The 18565-nt window shown below is 61.5% G+C and carries 13 protein-coding genes; 5 read left to right on the top strand and 8 right to left on the bottom strand.

Annotation, left to right across the window (positions count from 1 at the left end; translation table 11 throughout):
• Window positions 1-79: 79 nt before the first annotated feature.
• The 3 genes from fadA to K5K89_RS08670 form a co-directional block, all read right to left on the bottom strand.
• A complete protein-coding gene (gene fadA / locus K5K89_RS08680; protein WP_016975260.1) occupies window positions 80-1255 on the bottom strand; it encodes an acetyl-CoA C-acyltransferase FadA in 1176 nt (391 codons plus the stop codon).
• A gap of 29 nt (window positions 1256-1284) precedes the next feature.
• Window positions 1285-3432 (bottom strand): fatty acid oxidation complex subunit alpha FadB, encoded by a 2148-nt coding sequence (fadB, locus tag K5K89_RS08675; RefSeq protein WP_034102543.1) that lies wholly within the window; start codon window positions 3430-3432, stop codon window positions 1285-1287.
• Between the two features lie 448 nt (window positions 3433-3880).
• Window positions 3881-4318, bottom strand: coding sequence for a hypothetical protein (locus K5K89_RS08670; protein WP_222541212.1), 438 nt, complete (start codon window positions 4316-4318; stop codon window positions 3881-3883).
• Between the two features lie 106 nt (window positions 4319-4424).
• Here K5K89_RS08670 and K5K89_RS08665 point away from each other — a divergent pair, with 106 nt between their 5' ends.
• The gene (locus K5K89_RS08665) at window positions 4425-4865 is read left to right on the top strand and encodes a universal stress protein (protein WP_092247369.1); all 441 of its coding nucleotides are present in this window, start codon (window positions 4425-4427) and stop codon (window positions 4863-4865) included.
• 105 nt (window positions 4866-4970) lie between these two features.
• Here K5K89_RS08665 and K5K89_RS08660 read toward each other — a convergent pair whose 3' ends face one another.
• Window positions 4971-6893, bottom strand: a complete 1923-nt coding sequence (locus K5K89_RS08660) for an ATP-binding cassette domain-containing protein (protein ID WP_222541211.1) — start codon at window positions 6891-6893, stop codon at window positions 4971-4973.
• Window positions 6894-7105: 212 nt separating this feature from the next.
• On the opposite strand from K5K89_RS08660, the gene K5K89_RS08655 reads away from it, so the two are divergent.
• Window positions 7106-9034, top strand: a complete 1929-nt coding sequence (locus K5K89_RS08655; protein ID WP_071489003.1) for a transglycosylase SLT domain-containing protein — start codon at window positions 7106-7108, stop codon at window positions 9032-9034.
• Between the two features lie 179 nt (window positions 9035-9213).
• On the opposite strand, the gene K5K89_RS08650 is transcribed toward K5K89_RS08655, so the two are convergent.
• Window positions 9214-10995 (bottom strand): ABC transporter transmembrane domain-containing protein, encoded by a 1782-nt coding sequence (locus K5K89_RS08650; protein ID WP_222541210.1) that lies wholly within the window; start codon window positions 10993-10995, stop codon window positions 9214-9216.
• Window positions 10996-11231: 236 nt separating this feature from the next.
• Between K5K89_RS08650 and K5K89_RS08645 the strand changes: the two genes are divergently transcribed.
• Window positions 11232-11405 (top strand): PA1571 family protein, encoded by a 174-nt coding sequence (locus tag K5K89_RS08645; protein ID WP_165447908.1) that lies wholly within the window; start codon window positions 11232-11234, stop codon window positions 11403-11405.
• A 54-nt stretch (window positions 11406-11459) separates the two neighbouring features.
• Here K5K89_RS08645 and pdxB read toward each other — a convergent pair whose 3' ends face one another.
• Window positions 11460-12602 carry a 4-phosphoerythronate dehydrogenase PdxB gene (gene pdxB / locus K5K89_RS08640; protein WP_092247357.1) on the bottom strand — a complete coding sequence of 381 codons (1143 nt, stop codon included), beginning with the start codon at window positions 12600-12602 and terminating at the stop codon, window positions 11460-11462.
• Between the two features lie 139 nt (window positions 12603-12741).
• Here pdxB and K5K89_RS08635 point away from each other — a divergent pair, with 139 nt between their 5' ends.
• Window positions 12742-14136 (top strand): MATE family efflux transporter, encoded by a 1395-nt coding sequence (locus K5K89_RS08635; RefSeq protein ID WP_222541209.1) that lies wholly within the window; start codon window positions 12742-12744, stop codon window positions 14134-14136.
• Here the strand turns inward: K5K89_RS08635 and tusA are convergent.
• Both tusA and rlmM read right to left on the bottom strand, forming a co-directional pair.
• Window positions 14133-14378, bottom strand: coding sequence for a sulfurtransferase TusA (tusA, locus tag K5K89_RS08630; RefSeq protein WP_058425075.1), 246 nt, complete (start codon window positions 14376-14378; stop codon window positions 14133-14135). The genes K5K89_RS08635 and tusA overlap by 4 nt on opposite strands.
• Before the next feature lie 146 nt (window positions 14379-14524).
• A complete protein-coding gene (rlmM, locus tag K5K89_RS08625) occupies window positions 14525-15601 on the bottom strand; it encodes a 23S rRNA (cytidine(2498)-2'-O)-methyltransferase RlmM (RefSeq protein ID WP_071488999.1) in 1077 nt (358 codons plus the stop codon).
• Window positions 15602-15791: 190 nt separating this feature from the next.
• Here rlmM and acnA point away from each other — a divergent pair, with 190 nt between their 5' ends.
• Entirely contained in the window at window positions 15792-18533 is a 2742-nt protein-coding gene (gene acnA / locus K5K89_RS08620; protein ID WP_071488998.1) for an aconitate hydratase AcnA, read from the top strand.
• Window positions 18534-18565 lie beyond the last annotated feature (32 nt).

Here is an 18565-nt window from a genome sequence, read left to right as displayed (position 1 = left end):
AATTTGTTGAAAAAAAATATTAAAAATTCCAAAAAACAAAAACCGGGGCACTGGGCCCCGGCTTCCGTCACCCCAACGCTTAGACGCGTTCGAAGACGGTGGAAATGCCTTGGCCGAGACCAATGCACATGGTTGCAACCCCGAGGTTGCCGCCATTTTGCTTCATCACGTTAAGCAAAGTGCCAGAAATCCGCGCACCGGAGCAACCAAATGGGTGGCCCAGGGCAATCGCGCCGCCGTGCAGGTTAACCTTCTCATTCATCTTGTCGAGTACTTTCAAATCTTTCAGCACCGGCAGGGCCTGTGCGGCGAAAGCTTCGTTGAGCTCGAAGAAGTCGATGTCGTTGATGGTCAGGCCCGCGCGCTTCAAGGCTTTTTGTGTGGCCGGTACTGGACCATAGCCCATGATTGCCGGGTCCACACCCGCCACCGCCATCGAACGGATCACGGCCAGCGGCTGGATACCCAGGTCCTGGGCACGCTGCGCCGACATCACGATCATGCATGAGGCACCGTCCGTGATTTGCGACGAGGTACCGGCTGTCACGGTGCCGCCCTTTGGATTGAAGGCCGGCTTGAGCGCCGCCAGGCTTTCCAGGGTGGTGTCCGGACGAATGGTTTCGTCGTAGTCGAACAGTTTGAGGAAACCGTTCTCGTCGTAGCCGTTCATCGGGATGATTTCATCCTTGAACTTGCCTTCCACGGTCGCCTTGTGGGCCAACTGGTGGGAGCGCAGGCCGAACGCGTCCTGGGCTTCGCGGGTAATGCCGTGCATTTTGCCGAGCATTTCCGCGGTCAGGCCCATCATGCCCGAGGCTTTTGCCGCGTACAGCGACATGTGCGGGTTAGGGTCGACGCCGTGCATCATGCTGACGTGGCCCATGTGCTCCACGCCACCGACTACGAACACATCACCGTTGCCGGTCATGATCGCCTGGGCGGCGGTGTGCAGCGCGCTCATCGACGAACCGCACAGGCGGCTGACGGTCTGGCCGGCAGCAGTATGCGGGATCTGGGTCATCAACGACGCCATGCGCGCGATGTTCCAGCCCTGCTCCAGGGTCTGGTTGACGCAGCCCCAGATCACGTCCTCGACTTCGTTCGGGTCGACCTTGACGTTGCGTTCCAGCAATTTGCTGATCAGGTGCGCCGACATGTCTTCGGCACGGGTGTTGCGGTGCATGCCGCCCTTGGAGCGGCCCATCGGTGTGCGACCGAAGTCGACAATCACCACGTCTCTTGGATTCAAGCTCATAAATATTCTCGCTCTAGTCGTCTGGGCGCTTAACCGAAGAAGCTCTGGCCGTTCTTGGCCATTTCACGCAGCTTCGCGGTCGGGTGGTACAGCGGGCCCAGATCAGCGTATTTGTCAGCCAGGGCAACGAACTCGGCCACACCGATGGAATCGATGTAACGCAGTGCACCACCACGGAATGGAGGGAAACCAATACCGTACACCAGGCCCATATCGGCTTCGGCGGCGGTTTCTACGATACCGTCTTCCAGGCAACGCACGGTTTCCAGGCACAGGGCGATCATCATCCAGTTGATGATGTCTTCGTCGGACACCTCACGCTGCTCGTAGATGACCGGTGCCAGCACTTCGTGCACGGACGGGTCGGCCACTTTCTTCTGCTTGCCCTTCTTGTCCGCCTCGTAGGCGTAGAAGCCCTTGCCGTTCTTCTGGCCCAGGCGCTTGGCCTCGTACAGCGCGTCGATCGCCGAGCGGCGGTCGTCTTTCATGCGGTCCGGGAAGCCTTCAGCCATCACGTCGCGGCCGTGGTGGCCGGTGTCGATGCCGACCACGTCCATCAGGTACGCCGGGCCCATCGGCCAGCCGAATTTTTCCATGACCTTGTCGATGCGCACGAAGTCCACGCCAGCACTGACCAACTTGGCGAAACCACCGAAGTACGGGAACAGCACGCGGTTGACCAGGAAGCCCGGGCAGTCATTGACTACGATCGGGTTCTTGCCCATTTTCTTGGCGTAGGCAACGGTAGTGGCCACGGCCAGCTCGCTGGACTTCTCGCCACGGATCACTTCCACCAGCGGCATCATGTGCACCGGGTTGAAGAAGTGCATGCCGACGAAGTTTTCCGGACGCTTGAGGGCCTTGGCCAGCAGCGAGATGGAAATGGTCGAAGTGTTGGACGCCAGGATAGTGTCGTCCTTGACCTGGGCTTCCACTTCAGCCAGTACGGCTTGCTTGACCTTCGGGTTCTCGACCACCGCTTCAACCACCAGGTCGACATGGCCGAAATCACCGTAGGACAGCGTAGGACGAATGCCGTTAAGTACCTCAGCCATCTTCGCAGCGGTCATACGACCTTTGTCCACACGACCGACCAGCAGCTTGGCGGCTTCCGCCAGGCCTTGTTCGATACCGTGCTCGTTGATGTCTTTCATCAGGATCGGCGTGCCTTTGGACGCCGACTGATAGGCGATACCGCCGCCCATGATACCGGCGCCGAGTACGGCAGCCTGTTTCACGTCGCGGGCGATTTCGTCGTAGGCCTTGGCCTTTTTCTTCAGTTCCTGATCGTTCAGGAACAGGCCGATCAGGCTCTGGGCCGCCGAGGTTTTCGCCAGTTTGACGAAGCCCGCCGCTTCCACTTCCAGGGCCTTGTCGCGCCCGAAGTTCGCGGCTTTCTGGATGGTCTTGATCGCTTCAACCGGCGCTGGGTAGTTCGGGCCGGCCTGGCCAGCCACGAAACCCTTGGCGGTTTCGAACGACATCATCTGTTCGATGGCGTTGAGCTTGAGTTTTTCCAGTTTCGGCTGACGCTTGGCCTTGTAGTCAAACTCGCCGCTGATGGCGCCCTTGATCAGGTTCAGTGCGGCTTCGGCCAGCTTGTCCGGAGCGACAACTGCGTCGACGGCACCGACTTTCAGGGCGTCTTCAGCCTTGTTTTCCTTACCGGCGGCGATCCACTCGATGGCATTGTCGGCACCGATCAGGCGCGGCAAACGTACGGTGCCGCCAAAACCTGGGTAGATGCCCAGCTTGACTTCGGGCAGGCCGATCTTGGCAGTGGCGGACATGACGCGGAAGTCTGCCGCCAGGCACATTTCCAGGCCGCCGCCCAACGCGATGCCGTTGATGGCAGCGACGGTCGGTACGTTGAGGTCTTCGAAATCGCTGAAAATCTTGTTGGCTTCGAGGTTGCCAGCCACCAGCTCGGCATCGGGCAGCTTGAAGTTGTCGACGAATTCGGTGATGTCAGCGCCGACGATGAACACGTCCTTGCCGCTGGAAACGATCACGCCCTTGACCGAAGCATCTGCTTTGATGGTGTCTACGGCCTGACGCAATTCATTCAGGGTTAGACGGTTGAACTTGTTGACGGACTCACCCTTGAGGTCGAATTTCAGTTCGACGATGCCACTTTCAAGAGCCTTAACCGTGATGGCTTTACCTTCGTAAATCATCAACTGATCTCCACGATATGGAAGCTGAACAGTACACATTGGACGCTGGCCTATGGGTTGGACATTGATGAAATCGTCAATGTTCACGCCAATCCGCCAGGCACACCCGCCAATGCGATAGTCGGGATTCTGTATGAGTCGTCTGACAGACAAACGCTCAATTCATACGCCCGTTTGATTTGGGTACGCCACCTTCATCCAATTCCGGGCAATTGTCAATCGCTCCAAAGGCTAGGAAAAACGCGACTTTCCAGTCAGTTCAGAACCTCACGCCCACGCCCGCGCATTATCAATATTTGAATATTCACGAAATCAATAATAGAAAAGATGTGGGAAAAGGCTGTACAGAATGAGATATGCGACTAGGCTAGCCGCAACCAACGATTTACCGGCCTGCCTGGCCAACTCCAGCCCGATGATGACTGTCGGGCTTTTTATTGCCTGCGATTCAGGCCAATGCCTTGAGCAGCGCATCGATATCCTTCAACACGCTCGCCTCGCCCTTCTCGCCCCAATACAAGGCGATCATCTGCTTGTCTGCCTCGACCTTGTAGACGTTGGCCGGCAGCGTCGCAAAATGCGGCAACAACTTTTCATCGACGCACACTTCGCGCCATTGATTGACCCACACACCTGGATCCAACTGCCAATAACACCATATCCCCGGCGTGCTGCCGCGTCGTGGCCGACAGTACTGCGCGCAAGGGCTCGGCGGCTCCTGCTTGAGCCAGTGCGGCCACTCCTGGGGCGCCAATTGCATGGCCAGGCCGATACGGCGCGCCTCCATGCGCAGGGCCATGCGCCCGCTCTGGTGGCGCGACGGGCGCAACCATGCCAGGGGGCTCAGCAGCACCACAAGGATTGACACCACTATCCAGACCGTCATATGTGTACTCCCGAATTTACAGATGAGCGGATTTGATCTGACGCAACCCCATCCGCTTGAAAGCAGCCATACTGAATCTATTGCAGTCCCCCTGGAGGAACGCCTCATGCCCTACCAACATATTCTGGTCGCTGTCGATCTGACCGAAGAGTGCGATCCAGTGATCAAGCGCGCGCAGGAATCTGCATTGGCCAATGGTGCGGTGCTGTCGCTGGTGCATATCGTCGAGCCCATGGCCATGGCCTTTGGCGGTGACGTTCCGATGGACCTTTCCCAGTTGCAGCAACAACAATTCGACCAGGCCAAGGAGCGTCTGGACCGCTTGATTCTCAAGTACCCGCACCTGAAAAAGGAAGACTGCCACCTGACCTACGGCCAACCGCGCCAGGAAATCCACCACCTGGCCAAGGAAAAAGGTTGTGATCTGATCGTGGTCGGCAGCCATGGCCGTCATGGGCTCGCATTGCTGCTAGGCTCCACGGCCAACGATGTACTGCATGGTGCGCCATGCGATGTGCTGGCGGTGAAGCTGCTCAAAAGCTCGTAAGACCAGGAGGGGGTTTGCCCCCTCCCACATTTTGAATCGCATTTCATATGAAAAACCCGGTGTTCACCCAAATGAACACCGGGTTTTTCAATGCATTTGGATCAATCAGGCATCCAACTCAGCCCAACGCTCGACCAACACTTCCAGCTCCTGGTTCAGTTTCTCCAGGGAAGCGATGACCTCGGCGGTTTCCGCCGCCGGACGCAGGTAGAACCCCGCGTCAGCCATTTGCGCTTCTACCGCGGCAATCTGCTGTTCCTTGGCGTCGATATCACCCGGCAAGGCTTCCAGCTCACGCTGCAGCTTGTAGCTGAGTTTCTTCTTGGTCGCCGGCGCAGCGTCCTGGGCCGGTGCAGCAGCAGCGACCACCGGGGTCACGACGGCGGAGGTCAAGTCGGCTTTGCCGGACTTGCTCTCGGTCACGCCCAGCAATCGCGGGGAACCGCCCTGGCGCAGCCAGTCCTGGTAACCACCGACGTATTCACGCACCTTGCCCTCACCTTCGAAGACCAGGGTGCTGGTGACCACGTTGTCGAGGAATGCCCGGTCGTGGCTCACCATCAGCACGGTGCCGTTGAAGGTCAGCAGCACTTCTTCCAACAGCTCGAGGGTTTCCACGTCGAGGTCGTTGGTCGGTTCGTCGAGGACCAGCAGGTTGGCCGGCTTGCTGAACAGCTTGGCCAGCAGCAGGCGCGCACGCTCACCACCGGACAAGGCTTTCACCGGGGTACGCGCACGCTGCGGGCTGAACAGGAAGTCGCCCAGGTAGCTGAGCACGTGACGGCTCTGGCCGTCGATATCGATAAAGTCGCGGCCTTCGGCGACGTTGTCGATCACGGTCTTTTCCAGGTCCAACTGATGGCGCAACTGGTCGAAGTAGGCCACGTCGATCCGCGTGCCCTCCTCCACTTTACCGCTGGTCGGCTGCAGGCCGTTGAGCATCAGCTTGAGCAAGGTGGTCTTGCCGGTGCCGTTGGCACCCAGCAGGCCGATACGGTCACCGCGCTGCAGGACCATGGAAAAGTCCTTGATCAGGAACGGGCCGTCCGGGTGATGGAAGCTGACGTTCTCCAGCACCATCACCTGCTTGCCCGACTTGTCAGCGGTGTCCAGCTGGATATTGGCCTTGCCGGTACGCTCGCGACGCTCGCTGCGCTCAACACGCAGGGCTTTAAGGGCGCGTACGCGGCCTTCGTTACGGGTGCGGCGGGCCTTGATGCCCTGGCGGATCCAGACTTCTTCCTGGGCCAGTTTCTTGTCGAACAGCGCGTTGGCGGTTTCTTCGGCGGCCAGCGCGGCTTCCTTGTGCACCAGGAAGCTGGCGTAGTCGCCGTTCCAGTCGATCAGGCCGCCACGGTCCAGTTCCAGGATGCGCGTTGCCAGGTTCTGCAGGAAGGAACGGTCGTGCGTGATGAACAGCACGGCGCCCTGGAATTCCTTGAGGGCTTCTTCCAGCCAGGCAATCGCGCCGATGTCCAAGTGGTTGGTCGGTTCGTCGAGCAGCAGCAGGTCCGGCTCGGACACCAACGCCTGGGCCAGCAGCACGCGACGACGCCAGCCGCCGGACAACTCGGCGAGGGTCTTGTCCGCCGGCAGTTGCAGGCGACTCAGGGTACTGTCGACCAACTGCTGCAAGCGCCAGCCATCACGAGCTTCCAGGTCTTGCTGGACGTGCATCAGCTTGTTCAGGTCATCTTCGGTGACACAGTTCTGTGCCAGGTGATGGTATTCGGCGAGCAGTGCGCCAACGCCGTCGAGGCCTTCGGCAACCACGTCGAACACTGTCCGTCCGTCGGCCACCGGCAATTCTTGCGGCAATTCGCCGATCTTGAGGCCCGGCGCGCGCCATACGGAGCCGTCATCGGGCTTCTGATCGCCCTTGACCAGCTTCATCATGCTGGATTTGCCGGTGCCGTTGCGGCCGATGATGCACACCCGCTCACCACGGGCGATCTGCCAGGACACCTTGTCCAACAACGGCATGGCGCCGAAAGCAAGGGACACATCGCTGAATTTGAGCAGGGTCATACGCTTCTCCAAAAACTGGGCGCGCATTCTACCTGAGTTAGGGGCTGAGGCGGCCGGGATTTTCTCAGTCGACATACTCTGAGAGACATTTCCGAGGAACTTGAACGAAGCGGCGGTGAAAGCTTTCATCGGCGTCAGGCAAAAGGCTAAGCTAGGGGCAATCAGTGTCGGCGGCGCCGGCACTTGTCCAGATTCCTCTGCACGGACGTCTCATGCGCAGTCGCCTTTTCAACTTTTTATCTTGTCTGCTTCTTTCCGCCACCGCCGTCCAATCCGCCCAGGCCGTGGACCTCACCACCCAACGTCAATATTACGATGAAGCCAAACGCGCCCTGGCCAAGGGCGATACCGGCCCGTACATGCAATACAGCCAGGCCTTGGCCGACTACCCGCTGACGCCCTACCTGGCCTACGACGAACTGACCGCCCGCCTGAAAACCGCGAGCAACCAGGAAATCGAGCAATTCCTCGCCAAAAACGGCGACCTGCCCCAGGCCAACTGGATGAAACTGCGCTGGTTGCGCTGGCTGGCCGAACGCGGCGACTGGCAGACCTTTGAAAAGTACTACGACTCCAAGCTCAATTTCGTCGAACTGGACTGCCTGCACGGCCAGTACCAGCTCACCCATAATCTGAAGGCCGAAGGCTACAAGACCGCCGAAAAACTCTGGATGACCGGCAAGTCTCAACCGGCTGCCTGCGATGTCACCTTTGGCCAATGGGCGGCTGACGGCCAACTCACCGAACAGAAGATCTGGGACCGCGCCAAGCTCGCCGCCGAAGCACGCAACTACGCGCTGGCCAACAGCCTGGTAAAAACCCTGCGCACGCTGGGCCCTCAAGGCCGCCTGATGGTCGACGTGGCGCAAAAGCCGGACATGCTCAGTGACCCATCGCGCTTCCTGCCGGCCACCGAGGCCATGTCTGACGCCGTGGGCCTGGGCCTGCGTCGCCTGGCACGCCAGGACCCGGACAAGGCCATGGCCCTGCTCGATGGCTACGCCAGCAGCATGCACTTCTCCCGTGACGAAAAAGTGTCGATCGCCCGGGAAATCGGTCTCACCCTGGCCAAGCGCTATGACCCGCGCGCGCTGGAGGTGATGACCAAGTACGATCCCGAGTTGCGCGACAACACTGTGTCCGAGTGGCGCCTGCGCCTGCTGCTGCGCCTGGCCCGCTGGGAAGACGCCTACCAGTTGACCCGCAAACTGCCACAAGACCTGGCCACCACCAACCGCTGGCGCTACTGGCAGGCCCGCAGCCTGGAACTGGCCGAGCCGAAGAACCCGCAAGCGCTGGTCCTGTACAAGCACCTGGCGCAGGAGCGTGACTTCTATGGGTTCCTGGCCGCTGATCGCTCCAAGGCGCCGTACCAGTTGAAGAACAAACCGTTGCTGATGAGCCAGGCGCTGGTCAACAAGGTGCGCAATACCCCGGGCGTGCGCCGTGCACTGGAGTTCTACGCACGTGGCCAGGTGGTGGATGGCCGCCGTGAGTGGTACCACGTCAGCCGTCACTTCAACCGTGACGAAATGGTCGCCCAGGCCAAGCTGGCCTACGACATGAAGTGGTACTTCCCGGCCATCCGCACCATCAGCCAGGCGCAGTACTGGGACGACCTGGACATCCGCTTCCCGATGGCCCACCGCGATACCCTGGTGCGTGAAGCCAAGGTGCGCGGCCTGCATTCCAGCTGGGTGTTCGCAATCACTCGCCAGGAAAGCGCCTTCATGGACGACGCCCGCTCCGGCGTCGGCGCCAGCGGCCTGATGCAACTGATGCCCGGCACCGCCAAGGAAACCGCACGCAAGTTCAGCATCCCCCTGGCCTCCCCGGCCCAGGTGCTGGACCCGGATAAAAACATCCAGCTCGGCGCCGCCTACCTGAGCCAGGTGCACAGCCAGTTCAACGGCAACCGCGTGCTCGCCTCCGCCGCCTACAACGCCGGACCGGGTCGCGTACGCCAGTGGCTGCGCGGCGCCGATCACCTGAGTTTCGATGTGTGGGTGGAGAGCATCCCGTTCGACGAAACCCGTCAGTATGTGCAGAACGTGCTGTCTTATTCGGTGATCTACGGGCAGAAGCTCAACTCACCGCAACCGCTGGTGGATTGGCATGAGCGGTATTTCGATGATCAGTGACACCATCGCCTGAGGAGTGAGCGGGCATTTGTGGCGAGCGGGCTTGCCCCGCGTTGGAGTGCGCAGCGCTCCCAATCCAGGCGACGTTTGGGGGCTGCTACGCAGCCCAACGCGGGGCAAGCCCGCTCGCCACAACAAGCCTGTTCATCACAATAAGCCCGTTCACCACATAGGCCGCGCTAGCTGTCGCTTTTCGCGACCTCATCATTGAACTGCAACGCCGCCAACCTTGCATACAACGCATTGCTCGCAATCAACTGCTGATGCGTCCCCACTGCCACCAGCTTGCCCTGGTCCATCACGGCAATGCGGTCGGCGTTCTTCACCGTGGCCAGTCGATGGGCGATCACGAGGGTGGTGCGCCCTTGCATCAGTTGCGGCAGCGCTTGCTGGATCAGGTGTTCACTCTGGGCATCGAGGGCGCTGGTGGCTTCGTCCAGCAGCAGGATCGGTGCGTCCACCAGCAAGGCGCGGGCGATGGCCAGGCGCTGGCGTTGACCGCCGGAGAGGCCCATGCCGCCGTCGCCCAGGTGGGTCTGGTAGCCGTCGGGCATTTGCAGGATGAAATCGTGGGCGTGGGCAATGCGCGCCGCCGCTTCGACCAGTTCCTGGGTGGCCGTCGGGTTGCCATAGCGGATGTTCTCTTCGACGCTGCCAAAGAACAGCGCCGGGCTCTGGGACACCAGGGCGAAGTGGCGGCGCAGGTCCATGGGGTCGAGTTCGGTCAGAGAGTGGCCTTCAATCAGGATTCGGCCTTGCTGGGGGTCGTAGAAGCGCAACAGCAGGTCGAAGATCGTCGATTTGCCCGCACCGGATGGGCCGACCAACGCCAGGGTTTCACCAGGATTGATGGTCAGGTTCAGGCCGTCGATGGCGTAGCTGTCCGGCCGTGAAGGGTAGGAAAAACGCAGGTCCTGCAGTTCCATGCGCCCGCTGACCCGGGCCGGCAGTTGGACAGTACCGGCGACCGGCGCCTGGATGTCGTTGCTCGACTGCAGCAACTCGCCAATGCGCTCGGCGGCTCCGGCGGCACGTTGCAGTTCGCCCAGCACCTCGCTGAGGGTGCCGACCGCACTGCCGACGATCAGGCTGTAGAACACAAACGCCGCCAGTTCACCGCCGGAAATGCGCCCGCTGATCACGTCCATGCCGCCGACCCACAACATCACGCCCACGGCACCGAGTACCAGCATGATCACCAGGGTAATCAGCCAGGCCCGCTGGGTGATGCGCTTGCGTGCGGTGGTGAAGGCGTCTTCCACGGTGACGGCGAAGCGCTGTTCGTCCTGCACCTGGTGGTTGTACGCCTGCACGGTCTTGATCTGGCCGAGGGTCTCGGACACATAGCTGCCCACATCGGCGATGCGGTCCTGGCTCTGACGCGACAGACTGCGCACGCGACGGCCGAAGATCAGGATCGGCGCCAGCACCAGCGGCAGCGCCACCACCACGATGCTGGTGAGCTTGGGATTCGTGACAAACAGCAGCACGATACCGCCGATGACCATCAAGGCATTGCGCAGGAACAACGACAGTGAGGAACCAATCACCGATTGCAGCAGCGTGGTATCAGTGGTCAGCCGCGACTGGATTTCCGAACTGCGGTTGTTCTCATAGAAGCCCGGATGCAGGTAGATCAGGTGGTTGAACACCTGCCGGCGGATATCCGCGACCACCCGTTCGCCGATCCACGACACCAGGTAGAACCGCGCAAAGGTGCCGACCGCCAGGCCCAGCACCAGGATCATGAACAGCCCGATGGACTGGTTGAGCAGGTGCGGTGACTGCGTCATGAACCCCTGGTCCACCAGCAGGCGGATGCCCTGCCCCATGGACAAGGTGATACCAGCCGTGACGATCAGCGCCAACAGGGCGCCAAGCGCCTGCCAGCGGTAGGGCGCGATGAAGCGACTGGCCAGGCGAATGGCACGGCGTTGGCGAACAGAGAACATGGAGGGCATCACCGATAAGGAGTCTGTATATGTACATGGGGGGAACTTGGGCGAATAGCAATGAGTCAGGTTAATTATGCCCGCCGATGCTGATCCCTAGAGGCTATCGGTCTAACCCCCGGCTGGAAATATGTATCGGTTTCTGGTGGACTGGGAGTGCGTACCGCTGACCTGGCAGGGAGTTGTAACAGCCCGGTCACGCGCGGGTTTTAGAATAGGTACACAACCTGATGAGGAGACAGGCCATGACCTTGCAGAACAGCAGCGATGCCAAGATTGAAGTGATCCGCCAGCCGCAGCAGTTGCCTTGCTCGTACATCGATGCCCAGGGCCGCGAAGTGCAGATCACCGAAAAGATGATCCAGCAAGCGTGCAGCGAACTGGAACAGCGACTGGTCAAGCCTGCACAGCAAGGCTGAAGCGCCCACGCTCGTTAAAACCCGGCCCTGGTGGCCGGGTTTTTTATCGGGTATCTAAACCGCTACTGCGCCCAACGCGGACACGATGTTGGACAACACCGCCGACTCACCCTGGATGCGCACCTTCAAACCATCGATCTCGCGGCGCTCGGGGTAGTGCTTGCGCAGCAGGTCAAACGCCTTGCGCTGCTCGTCCACCGTTCCTACGAGGCTGCGACGGAAATCCGCATCATCCCGGCGTGGGTCGTACACGCTGCGGCACAGGGTCGCCAGTGCCCACGCGGGGTCGGTGGAAGCATTCAACTGCACCTCGGCCAACCATGGCGGCGGCAGCAGGTCACTCAAGTGAATGCTCGGTTCCTGGCCCAGGTGCGCGCAGAACGCCTGATAGATCTGCGCCGTGCCGCGCTGCTTGCCGTCCAGGCTGTAGCCGGCGATATGCGGCGTGGCCAATACGCACAGGTCAGCCAGGTCGACGTCCACCTGCGGCTCGCCCTCCCACACATCCAGCACCGCCTGCAGGTCTTCGCGGTCCAGCAGCACCTCGCGCAGGGCGGCATTGTCGACCACCGGGCCACGGCTGGCGTTGATCAGCCAGGTGCCAGGCTTGAGCTGCTCAAGACGCTGGCGGTCGAACAGGTGCCAGGTGGAGCCGTTGCCGGACTTGGTCAGCGGGGTGTGCAGGCTGATCACGTCGCATTGCTCGATGATCTGCGCCAGGCTGACGTAATCGCCGTCTTCGGCGATTTGCCGGGGCGGGTCGCAGACCAGCACGTTCCAGCCCAGGGCCTTGAGTACCTTGACCAGTCGCCCGCCGACTTCACCGGCACCCACTACGCCATAGGTGCGCTGGTTGAGGTCAGCGCCCTCGATCTCGGCCAGGGTCTGCAGGCTGCCCAGCACATAGTCCACCACACCGCGGGCGTTACAGCCGGGGGCGCTGGACCATTGGATGCCGGCCTGCTGGAAGTAGTCGAGGTCCAGGTGATCGGTGCCGATGGTGCAAGTGCCGACAAAGCGCACGTTCGTGCCATCGAGCAAGGCACGGTTGACGTTGGTCACCGAGCGCACCAACAACACGTCGGCCTGCTCGACCGTCGCACGGTCGATGGAACGGCCAGGCACACGGCGAATCTCGCCGAAACCCTGGAAGAAGGCATCGAGCAGCGGAATATTTTCGTCGGCAACAATCAGCATGGCAGGCTCCTTAGGCGGACCCGCAGTGTACAGGGATCGCAGCCCTCGCTTACAAATCGCTAACACAGGTTTTTTCCTGACCGATGCGTCAGCGCGTAGAATCCGCCGTCCTGCGCTTCCTTCGACTGGACACCTGCACGTGAACACTGCCGCCGCCCCCCTTACCCGCCCCGCCCGCATCCGCCGGGAAGTGCGCGGCCTGCTGACGCTCGCCCTGCCGATCATGATCGGCCAACTGGCCACCACGGCGATGAGCTTTGTCGATGCGGTGATGGCCGGACGCGTCAGCCCCCAAGACCTGGCGGCGGTGGGCCTGGGCAACTCGATCTGGATTCCGGTGTACCTCTTGATGACCGGCACACTGCTGGCCACCACGCCCAAAGTCGCCCAGCGCTACGGTGCCGGACAGTTCAGCGAGATCGGCCCGCTGGTGCGTCAATCACTGTGGCTGGCGCTGGTGGTGGGTATCACGGCAGCGCTGTTGCTGCTCTGCGCCGAGCCTATCCTGCATGCCATGAAGGTCGAACCCGACCTGATCAAACCGTCCATGGGCTACCTGCATGGCATCGCCGCGGGCATGCCGGCCATCGCGTTCTACTACGTATTGCGCTGCTTCAGTGATGGCCTGGGCCGCACCCGGCCCAGCATGGTCATGGGCCTGTGTGGTTTGGCGCTGAACATTCCACTGAACTACATCTTCATCTACGGCCACCTGGGCGTACCGGCCATGGGCGGCGTGGGCTGCGGCTGGGCCACGGCCATTGCGATGTGGGTGATGATGCTCGGCCTGGCCGGCTGGACCCGCTGGGGACCGGCCTACCAGAGCAGCGAACTGTTCAAGCGTTTCGACTGGCCGCAGTGGGCGGTGATCCAGCGCGTGCTCGGGATTGGCTTGCCGATTGGCGTCGCGATCTTTGCCGAATCGAGCATTTTTGCGGTCATCGCCCTGCTGATCGGCAGCCTCGGTGCTACGGTGGTCTCGGGCCATCAGATCGCGCTGAACGTCAGCTCGCTGGTGTTCATGATTCCCTACTCCCTGAGCATGGCCGTGACAGTGCGTGTCGGCCAGGCCCTGGGCCGTGGGGAACCGCGTGAAGCGCGTTTTGCCGCAGGGGTCGGCATGGGCACGGCGCTGGCCTACGCCTGCCTGTCCTGCAGCCTGATGTTGCTGCTTCGCGAACAGATTGCCGCGATCTACACCCCGGACCCGATCGTCATCCACCTGGCATCCACACTGATCGTGTTTTCAGCGCTGTTCCAATTCAGTGATTCGATCCAGGTCACTGCTGCCGGTGCCTTGCGTGGCTACCAGGACACCCGTGTCACCATGGTGCTGACCTTGTTCGCCTACTGGGGGGTGGGCCTGCCGGTGGGTTACGCCCTGGGCCTGACCGACTGGCTCGGCGAACCGAGCGGCCCGAGCGGCTTGTGGCAGGGGCTGATCGTGGGCCTGAGCTGCGCCGCGGGGATGCTGCTGGTGCGTCTGGCGCGCAGTGCACGCCGGCGCATCCGCGCAGAAAAAGCGCAGGGTTAAGCAGACTTCTTGCGGATCCAGTACAGGTACGTACCCGCCTGTTCCTGCTGATCCACCAGTTCGTGGTCCAGGAACACGCAGAACTTGGGGATATCGCGACGCGTGGACGGGTCTGTCGCGATCACCTTGAGCAGGCCGCCGGGCGGCAGGTCGCGGATGTGCTGGTGCAGCATCATCACCGGCTCCGGGCAGTTGAGGCCGGTGGCGTCGAGGGTGGCGTCGACGGGCAAATCGAGGTTCATACATCACTCCTGAAACGGATGCCGCTCCAAAGGTGGGAGCGGGCTTGCCCGCGAAGACACGGGCACATTCAACATTAGTTTCGACTGTTATACCGCTTTCGCGGGCAAGCCCGCTCCCACAGGGGTCCTGTGGTGATTTCAACTGTTCAGCGAGCCTTGGGTTTCTTCGCTGTTTCCAATCGACGCAAATGGCAGGTCACTTCCTCACGGTCGTGGTACAGCTGCTTGCAGCCGATCTCCACGCGAATGCCACGCGCCTTGAAGCCGTCCTCGATGCGCTCCAGCAAACGCTTCACTTCGGCGTAGCGCTGCTTCATCGGCAACTTCAGGTTGACCACCGCCTCGCGGCAATGCCCTTCGCCGATCCAGGTTTCCAGCAGCGCGGCGTTACGCGCCGGCTTCTCGACGATGTCGCAGACCATCCAGTCCACCGGCTGTTTGGGCACGAAGGTGAAGCCGTCGGCCATCAGGTGCTGGACCAGGCCGGTGTCCATCAGGCTTTCGGCCATGGGGCCGTTGTCGATGGCGGTCACCAGCATGCCGCGGTTGACCAGTTGCCAGGTCCAGCCGCCTGGCGCCGCGCCGAGGTCGACACCGGTCATGTCGCCGTGCAGGCGCTCGTCCCACTGGTCGCGGGGGATGAAATGGTGCCAGGCTTCTTCCAGCTTCAGGGTCGAGCGGCTGGGCGCCTCGCGGGGGAACTTGAGGCGCGGGATGCCCATCGGCCACATCGCCGAGTTATTCGACTCGGCCAGGCCCATGAACACTTCGCGGCCGCTCTTGAAGGTCAGTAGCAGGCGCGGTTTGCTCGGGTCGTCCACCAACTTGCCAGCGTTGAGCAGCGCCTTGCGCAAGTGCACTTCGAATTTCTTGCAGAAGTTCGACAGCTCCTTGCCGTCGTTGGTATCGACCATCTCCAGCCACAGGCTGCCGCACACCGGGAAGTCGCGCAGGTGGGCGAGGATCACGCTGATGCGGTCGGTTTCCGGCAGGTCGATGAATACCCCGCGCGCCCACTGCCTGGGGAAGATCAGCTCGGCAAAGCGCTGGCCGTGCATCAAGCGCTGGGCGCCGTCTTCTTCGGTGCAGACGAATTCGGCGCAGGCGCTGCCGGTCTTGGCCTTGGCGTAGCCGGAAACGTTCAGGCGCGCGGCGTGTTCCGCGATCTCGGAACAGACTTCGCCTTCAAAACCCGGGCGGCAGTGCATAAAAAGGGTGTTCATTGAATCTCCTGGCAACTGGCTTGCGCTATCGCAATACCTGTCATGAAAACCCGCGCATGATAACGGAGTTCGGAACCTTGGACTTAACGATAGAGTCCAGTTATTAGCCTGCTAATGAAAACAGGGCTAAGTTGATAGCTCTGTTCGTCCCGTCGGGTCCGTAGCCGTGCGGACCATAAGGAGTTGTGTCATGTCATCGCTTGATAGCCTGAGAACCCTTAAAACACTGCAAATCGACAACAAGACCTATCACTACTTCAGTTTGCCCGAGGCCGCCAAGAGCCTGGGTGACCTCGACAAGCTGCCGATGTCGCTCAAGGTGCTGCTGGAAAACCTGCTGCGCTGGGAAGACGACAAGACCGTCACCGGCGCCGACCTCAAGGCCATTGCCGCGTGGCTCAAGGAACGTCAGTCCGACCGCGAGATCCAGTACCGCCCGGCCCGGGTATTGATGCAAGACTTCACCGGCGTACCCGCCGTGGTCGACCTGGCCGCCATGCGCGCCGCCGTGGCCAAGGCCGGGGGCGACCCGCAGCGCATCAACCCGCTCTCCCCCGTGGACCTGGTGATCGACCACTCGGTGATGGTCGACAAGTTCGGCAGCACCAGTGCCTTTGAGCAGAACGTCGACATCGAGATGCAGCGCAACGGCGAACGCTACGCCTTCCTGCGCTGGGGCCAGAGCGCCTTCGACAACTTCAGCGTGGTGCCGCCGGGCACCGGCATCTGCCACCAGGTCAACCTCGAATACCTGGGCCGCACGGTGTGGACCAAAGACGAAGACGGCCGCACCTATGCCTTCCCGGACACCCTGGTCGGCACCGACTCCCACACCACCATGATCAACGGCCTTGGCGTACTCGGCTGGGGCGTGGGCGGGATCGAGGCGGAAGCGGCGATGCTCGGCCAACCGGTGTCGATGCTGATCCCGGAAGTGATCGGCTTCAAGCTCACCGGCAAATTGAAGGAAGGCATCACCGCCACCGACCTGGTGCTGACGGTGACCCAGATGCTGCGCAAAAAGGGCGTGGTGGGCAAGTTCGTCGAGTTCTACGGCGACGGCCTGGCCGACCTGCCGTTGGCCGACCGCGCCACCATCGCCAACATGGCCCCGGAATACGGCGCCACCTGCGGCTTTTTCCCGGTGGATGAGGTGACGTTGGACTACCTGCGCCTGTCCGGGCGCCCGGCAGAAACCGTGAAGTTGGTCGAGGCGTACACCAAAGCCCAGGGCCTGTGGCGCAACGCCGGCCAGGAACCGGTGTTCACCGACAGCCTGGCCCTCGACATGGGCAGCGTCGAAGCCAGCCTGGCCGGGCCGAAGCGCCCACAGGACCGCGTAGCCCTGCCGAATGTGGGCCAGGCCTTCAGCGATTTCCTCGACCTGCAATTCAAACCCACTACCAAGGAAGAAGGTCGCCTGGAAAGCGAAGGCGGCGGCGGCGTGGCCGTGGGCAATGCCGACCTGGTGGGCGAAGCCGACTACGAATACGACGGCCAGACCTATCGCCTGAAAAACGGCGCGGTGGTGATCGCCGCGATCACCTCCTGCACCAACACCTCCAACCCTAGCGTGATGATGGCCGCCGGGCTGGTGGCGAAAAAGGCCGTGGAAAAGGGCCTGACCCGCAAGCCCTGGGTGAAAACCTCGCTGGCCCCCGGCTCCAAGGTGGTCACCGACTACTACAAGGCCGCCGGCCTGACCCAGTACCTGGACACGCTCGGCTTCGACCTGGTCGGCTATGGCTGCACCACCTGCATCGGCAACTCCGGACCATTACCGGAGCCGATTGAAAAAGCCATCCAGAAGGCGGACCTCGCGGTGGCATCGGTGCTGTCCGGCAACCGCAACTTCGAGGGCCGTGTGCACCCACTGGTGAAAACCAACTGGTTGGCGTCACCACCACTGGTCGTCGCTTATGCCCTGGCCGGCACCGTGCGCATCGATATCAGCAGCGAACCGCTGGGTAACGACCAGCAAGGCAACCCGGTGTACCTCAAGGACATCTGGCCGAGCAGCAAAGAAATCGCCGACGCCGTGGCGCAGGTCAGCACCGGCATGTTCCACAAGGAATACGCCGAGGTGTTTGCCGGTGACGCGCAATGGCAAGCGATTGAAGTGCCACAGGCCGCCACTTACGTGTGGCAGAAGGACTCCACCTACATCCAGCACCCGCCGTTCTTCGATGATATTGCCGGCCCCCTGCCGGTGATCAAAGACGTCAAGGGCGCCAATGTGCTGGCCCTGTTGGGCGATTCGGTGACCACCGACCACATCTCCCCCGCCGGCAATATCAAGACCGACAGCCCCGCCGGCCGTTACCTGCGCGAACAAGGCGTGGAGCCTCGCGACTTCAACTCCTACGGCTCACGCCGTGGCAACCATGAAGTGATGATGCGCGGCACCTTTGCCAACATCCGTATCCGCAATGAAATGCTCGGCGGTGAGGAAGGCGGCAATACGCTGTACATCCCAACCGGCGAGAAAATGCCGATCTACGACGCCTCGATGAAATACCAGGCGTCGGGCACGCCGCTGGTGGTGATCGCCGGCCAGGAATACGGCACCGGCTCCAGCCGCGACTGGGCGGCCAAGGGCACCAACCTGCTGGGGGTCAAGGCGGTGATCGCCGAAAGTTTCGAGCGTATCCACCGCTCCAACCTGGTGGGCATGGGCGTGTTGCCATTGCAGTTCAAGCTGGACCAGAACCGCAAGTCGCTCAAGCTGACCGGCAAGGAGAAAATCGACATTCTCGGGCTGAGCGATGTGGAGATCGTGCCGCGCATGAACCTGACGCTGGTGATTACGCGGGAGGATGGCAGTACGGAGAAGGTTGAAGTGTTGTGCCGGATCGATACGTTGAATGAAGTGGAGTACTTCAAGTCGGGTGGCATCCTGCACTATGTGCTGCGCCAGTTGATCGCCAGCTAAAGATCAAATGTGATCAAATGTGGGAGGGGCAA

It is taken from the genome of Pseudomonas sp. DR208 (genome assembly GCF_019823005.1).
Taxonomy (GTDB): domain Bacteria; phylum Pseudomonadota; class Gammaproteobacteria; order Pseudomonadales; family Pseudomonadaceae; genus Aquipseudomonas; species Aquipseudomonas extremorientalis.
This window is presented reverse-complemented; position numbering and strand designations above follow the sequence as displayed.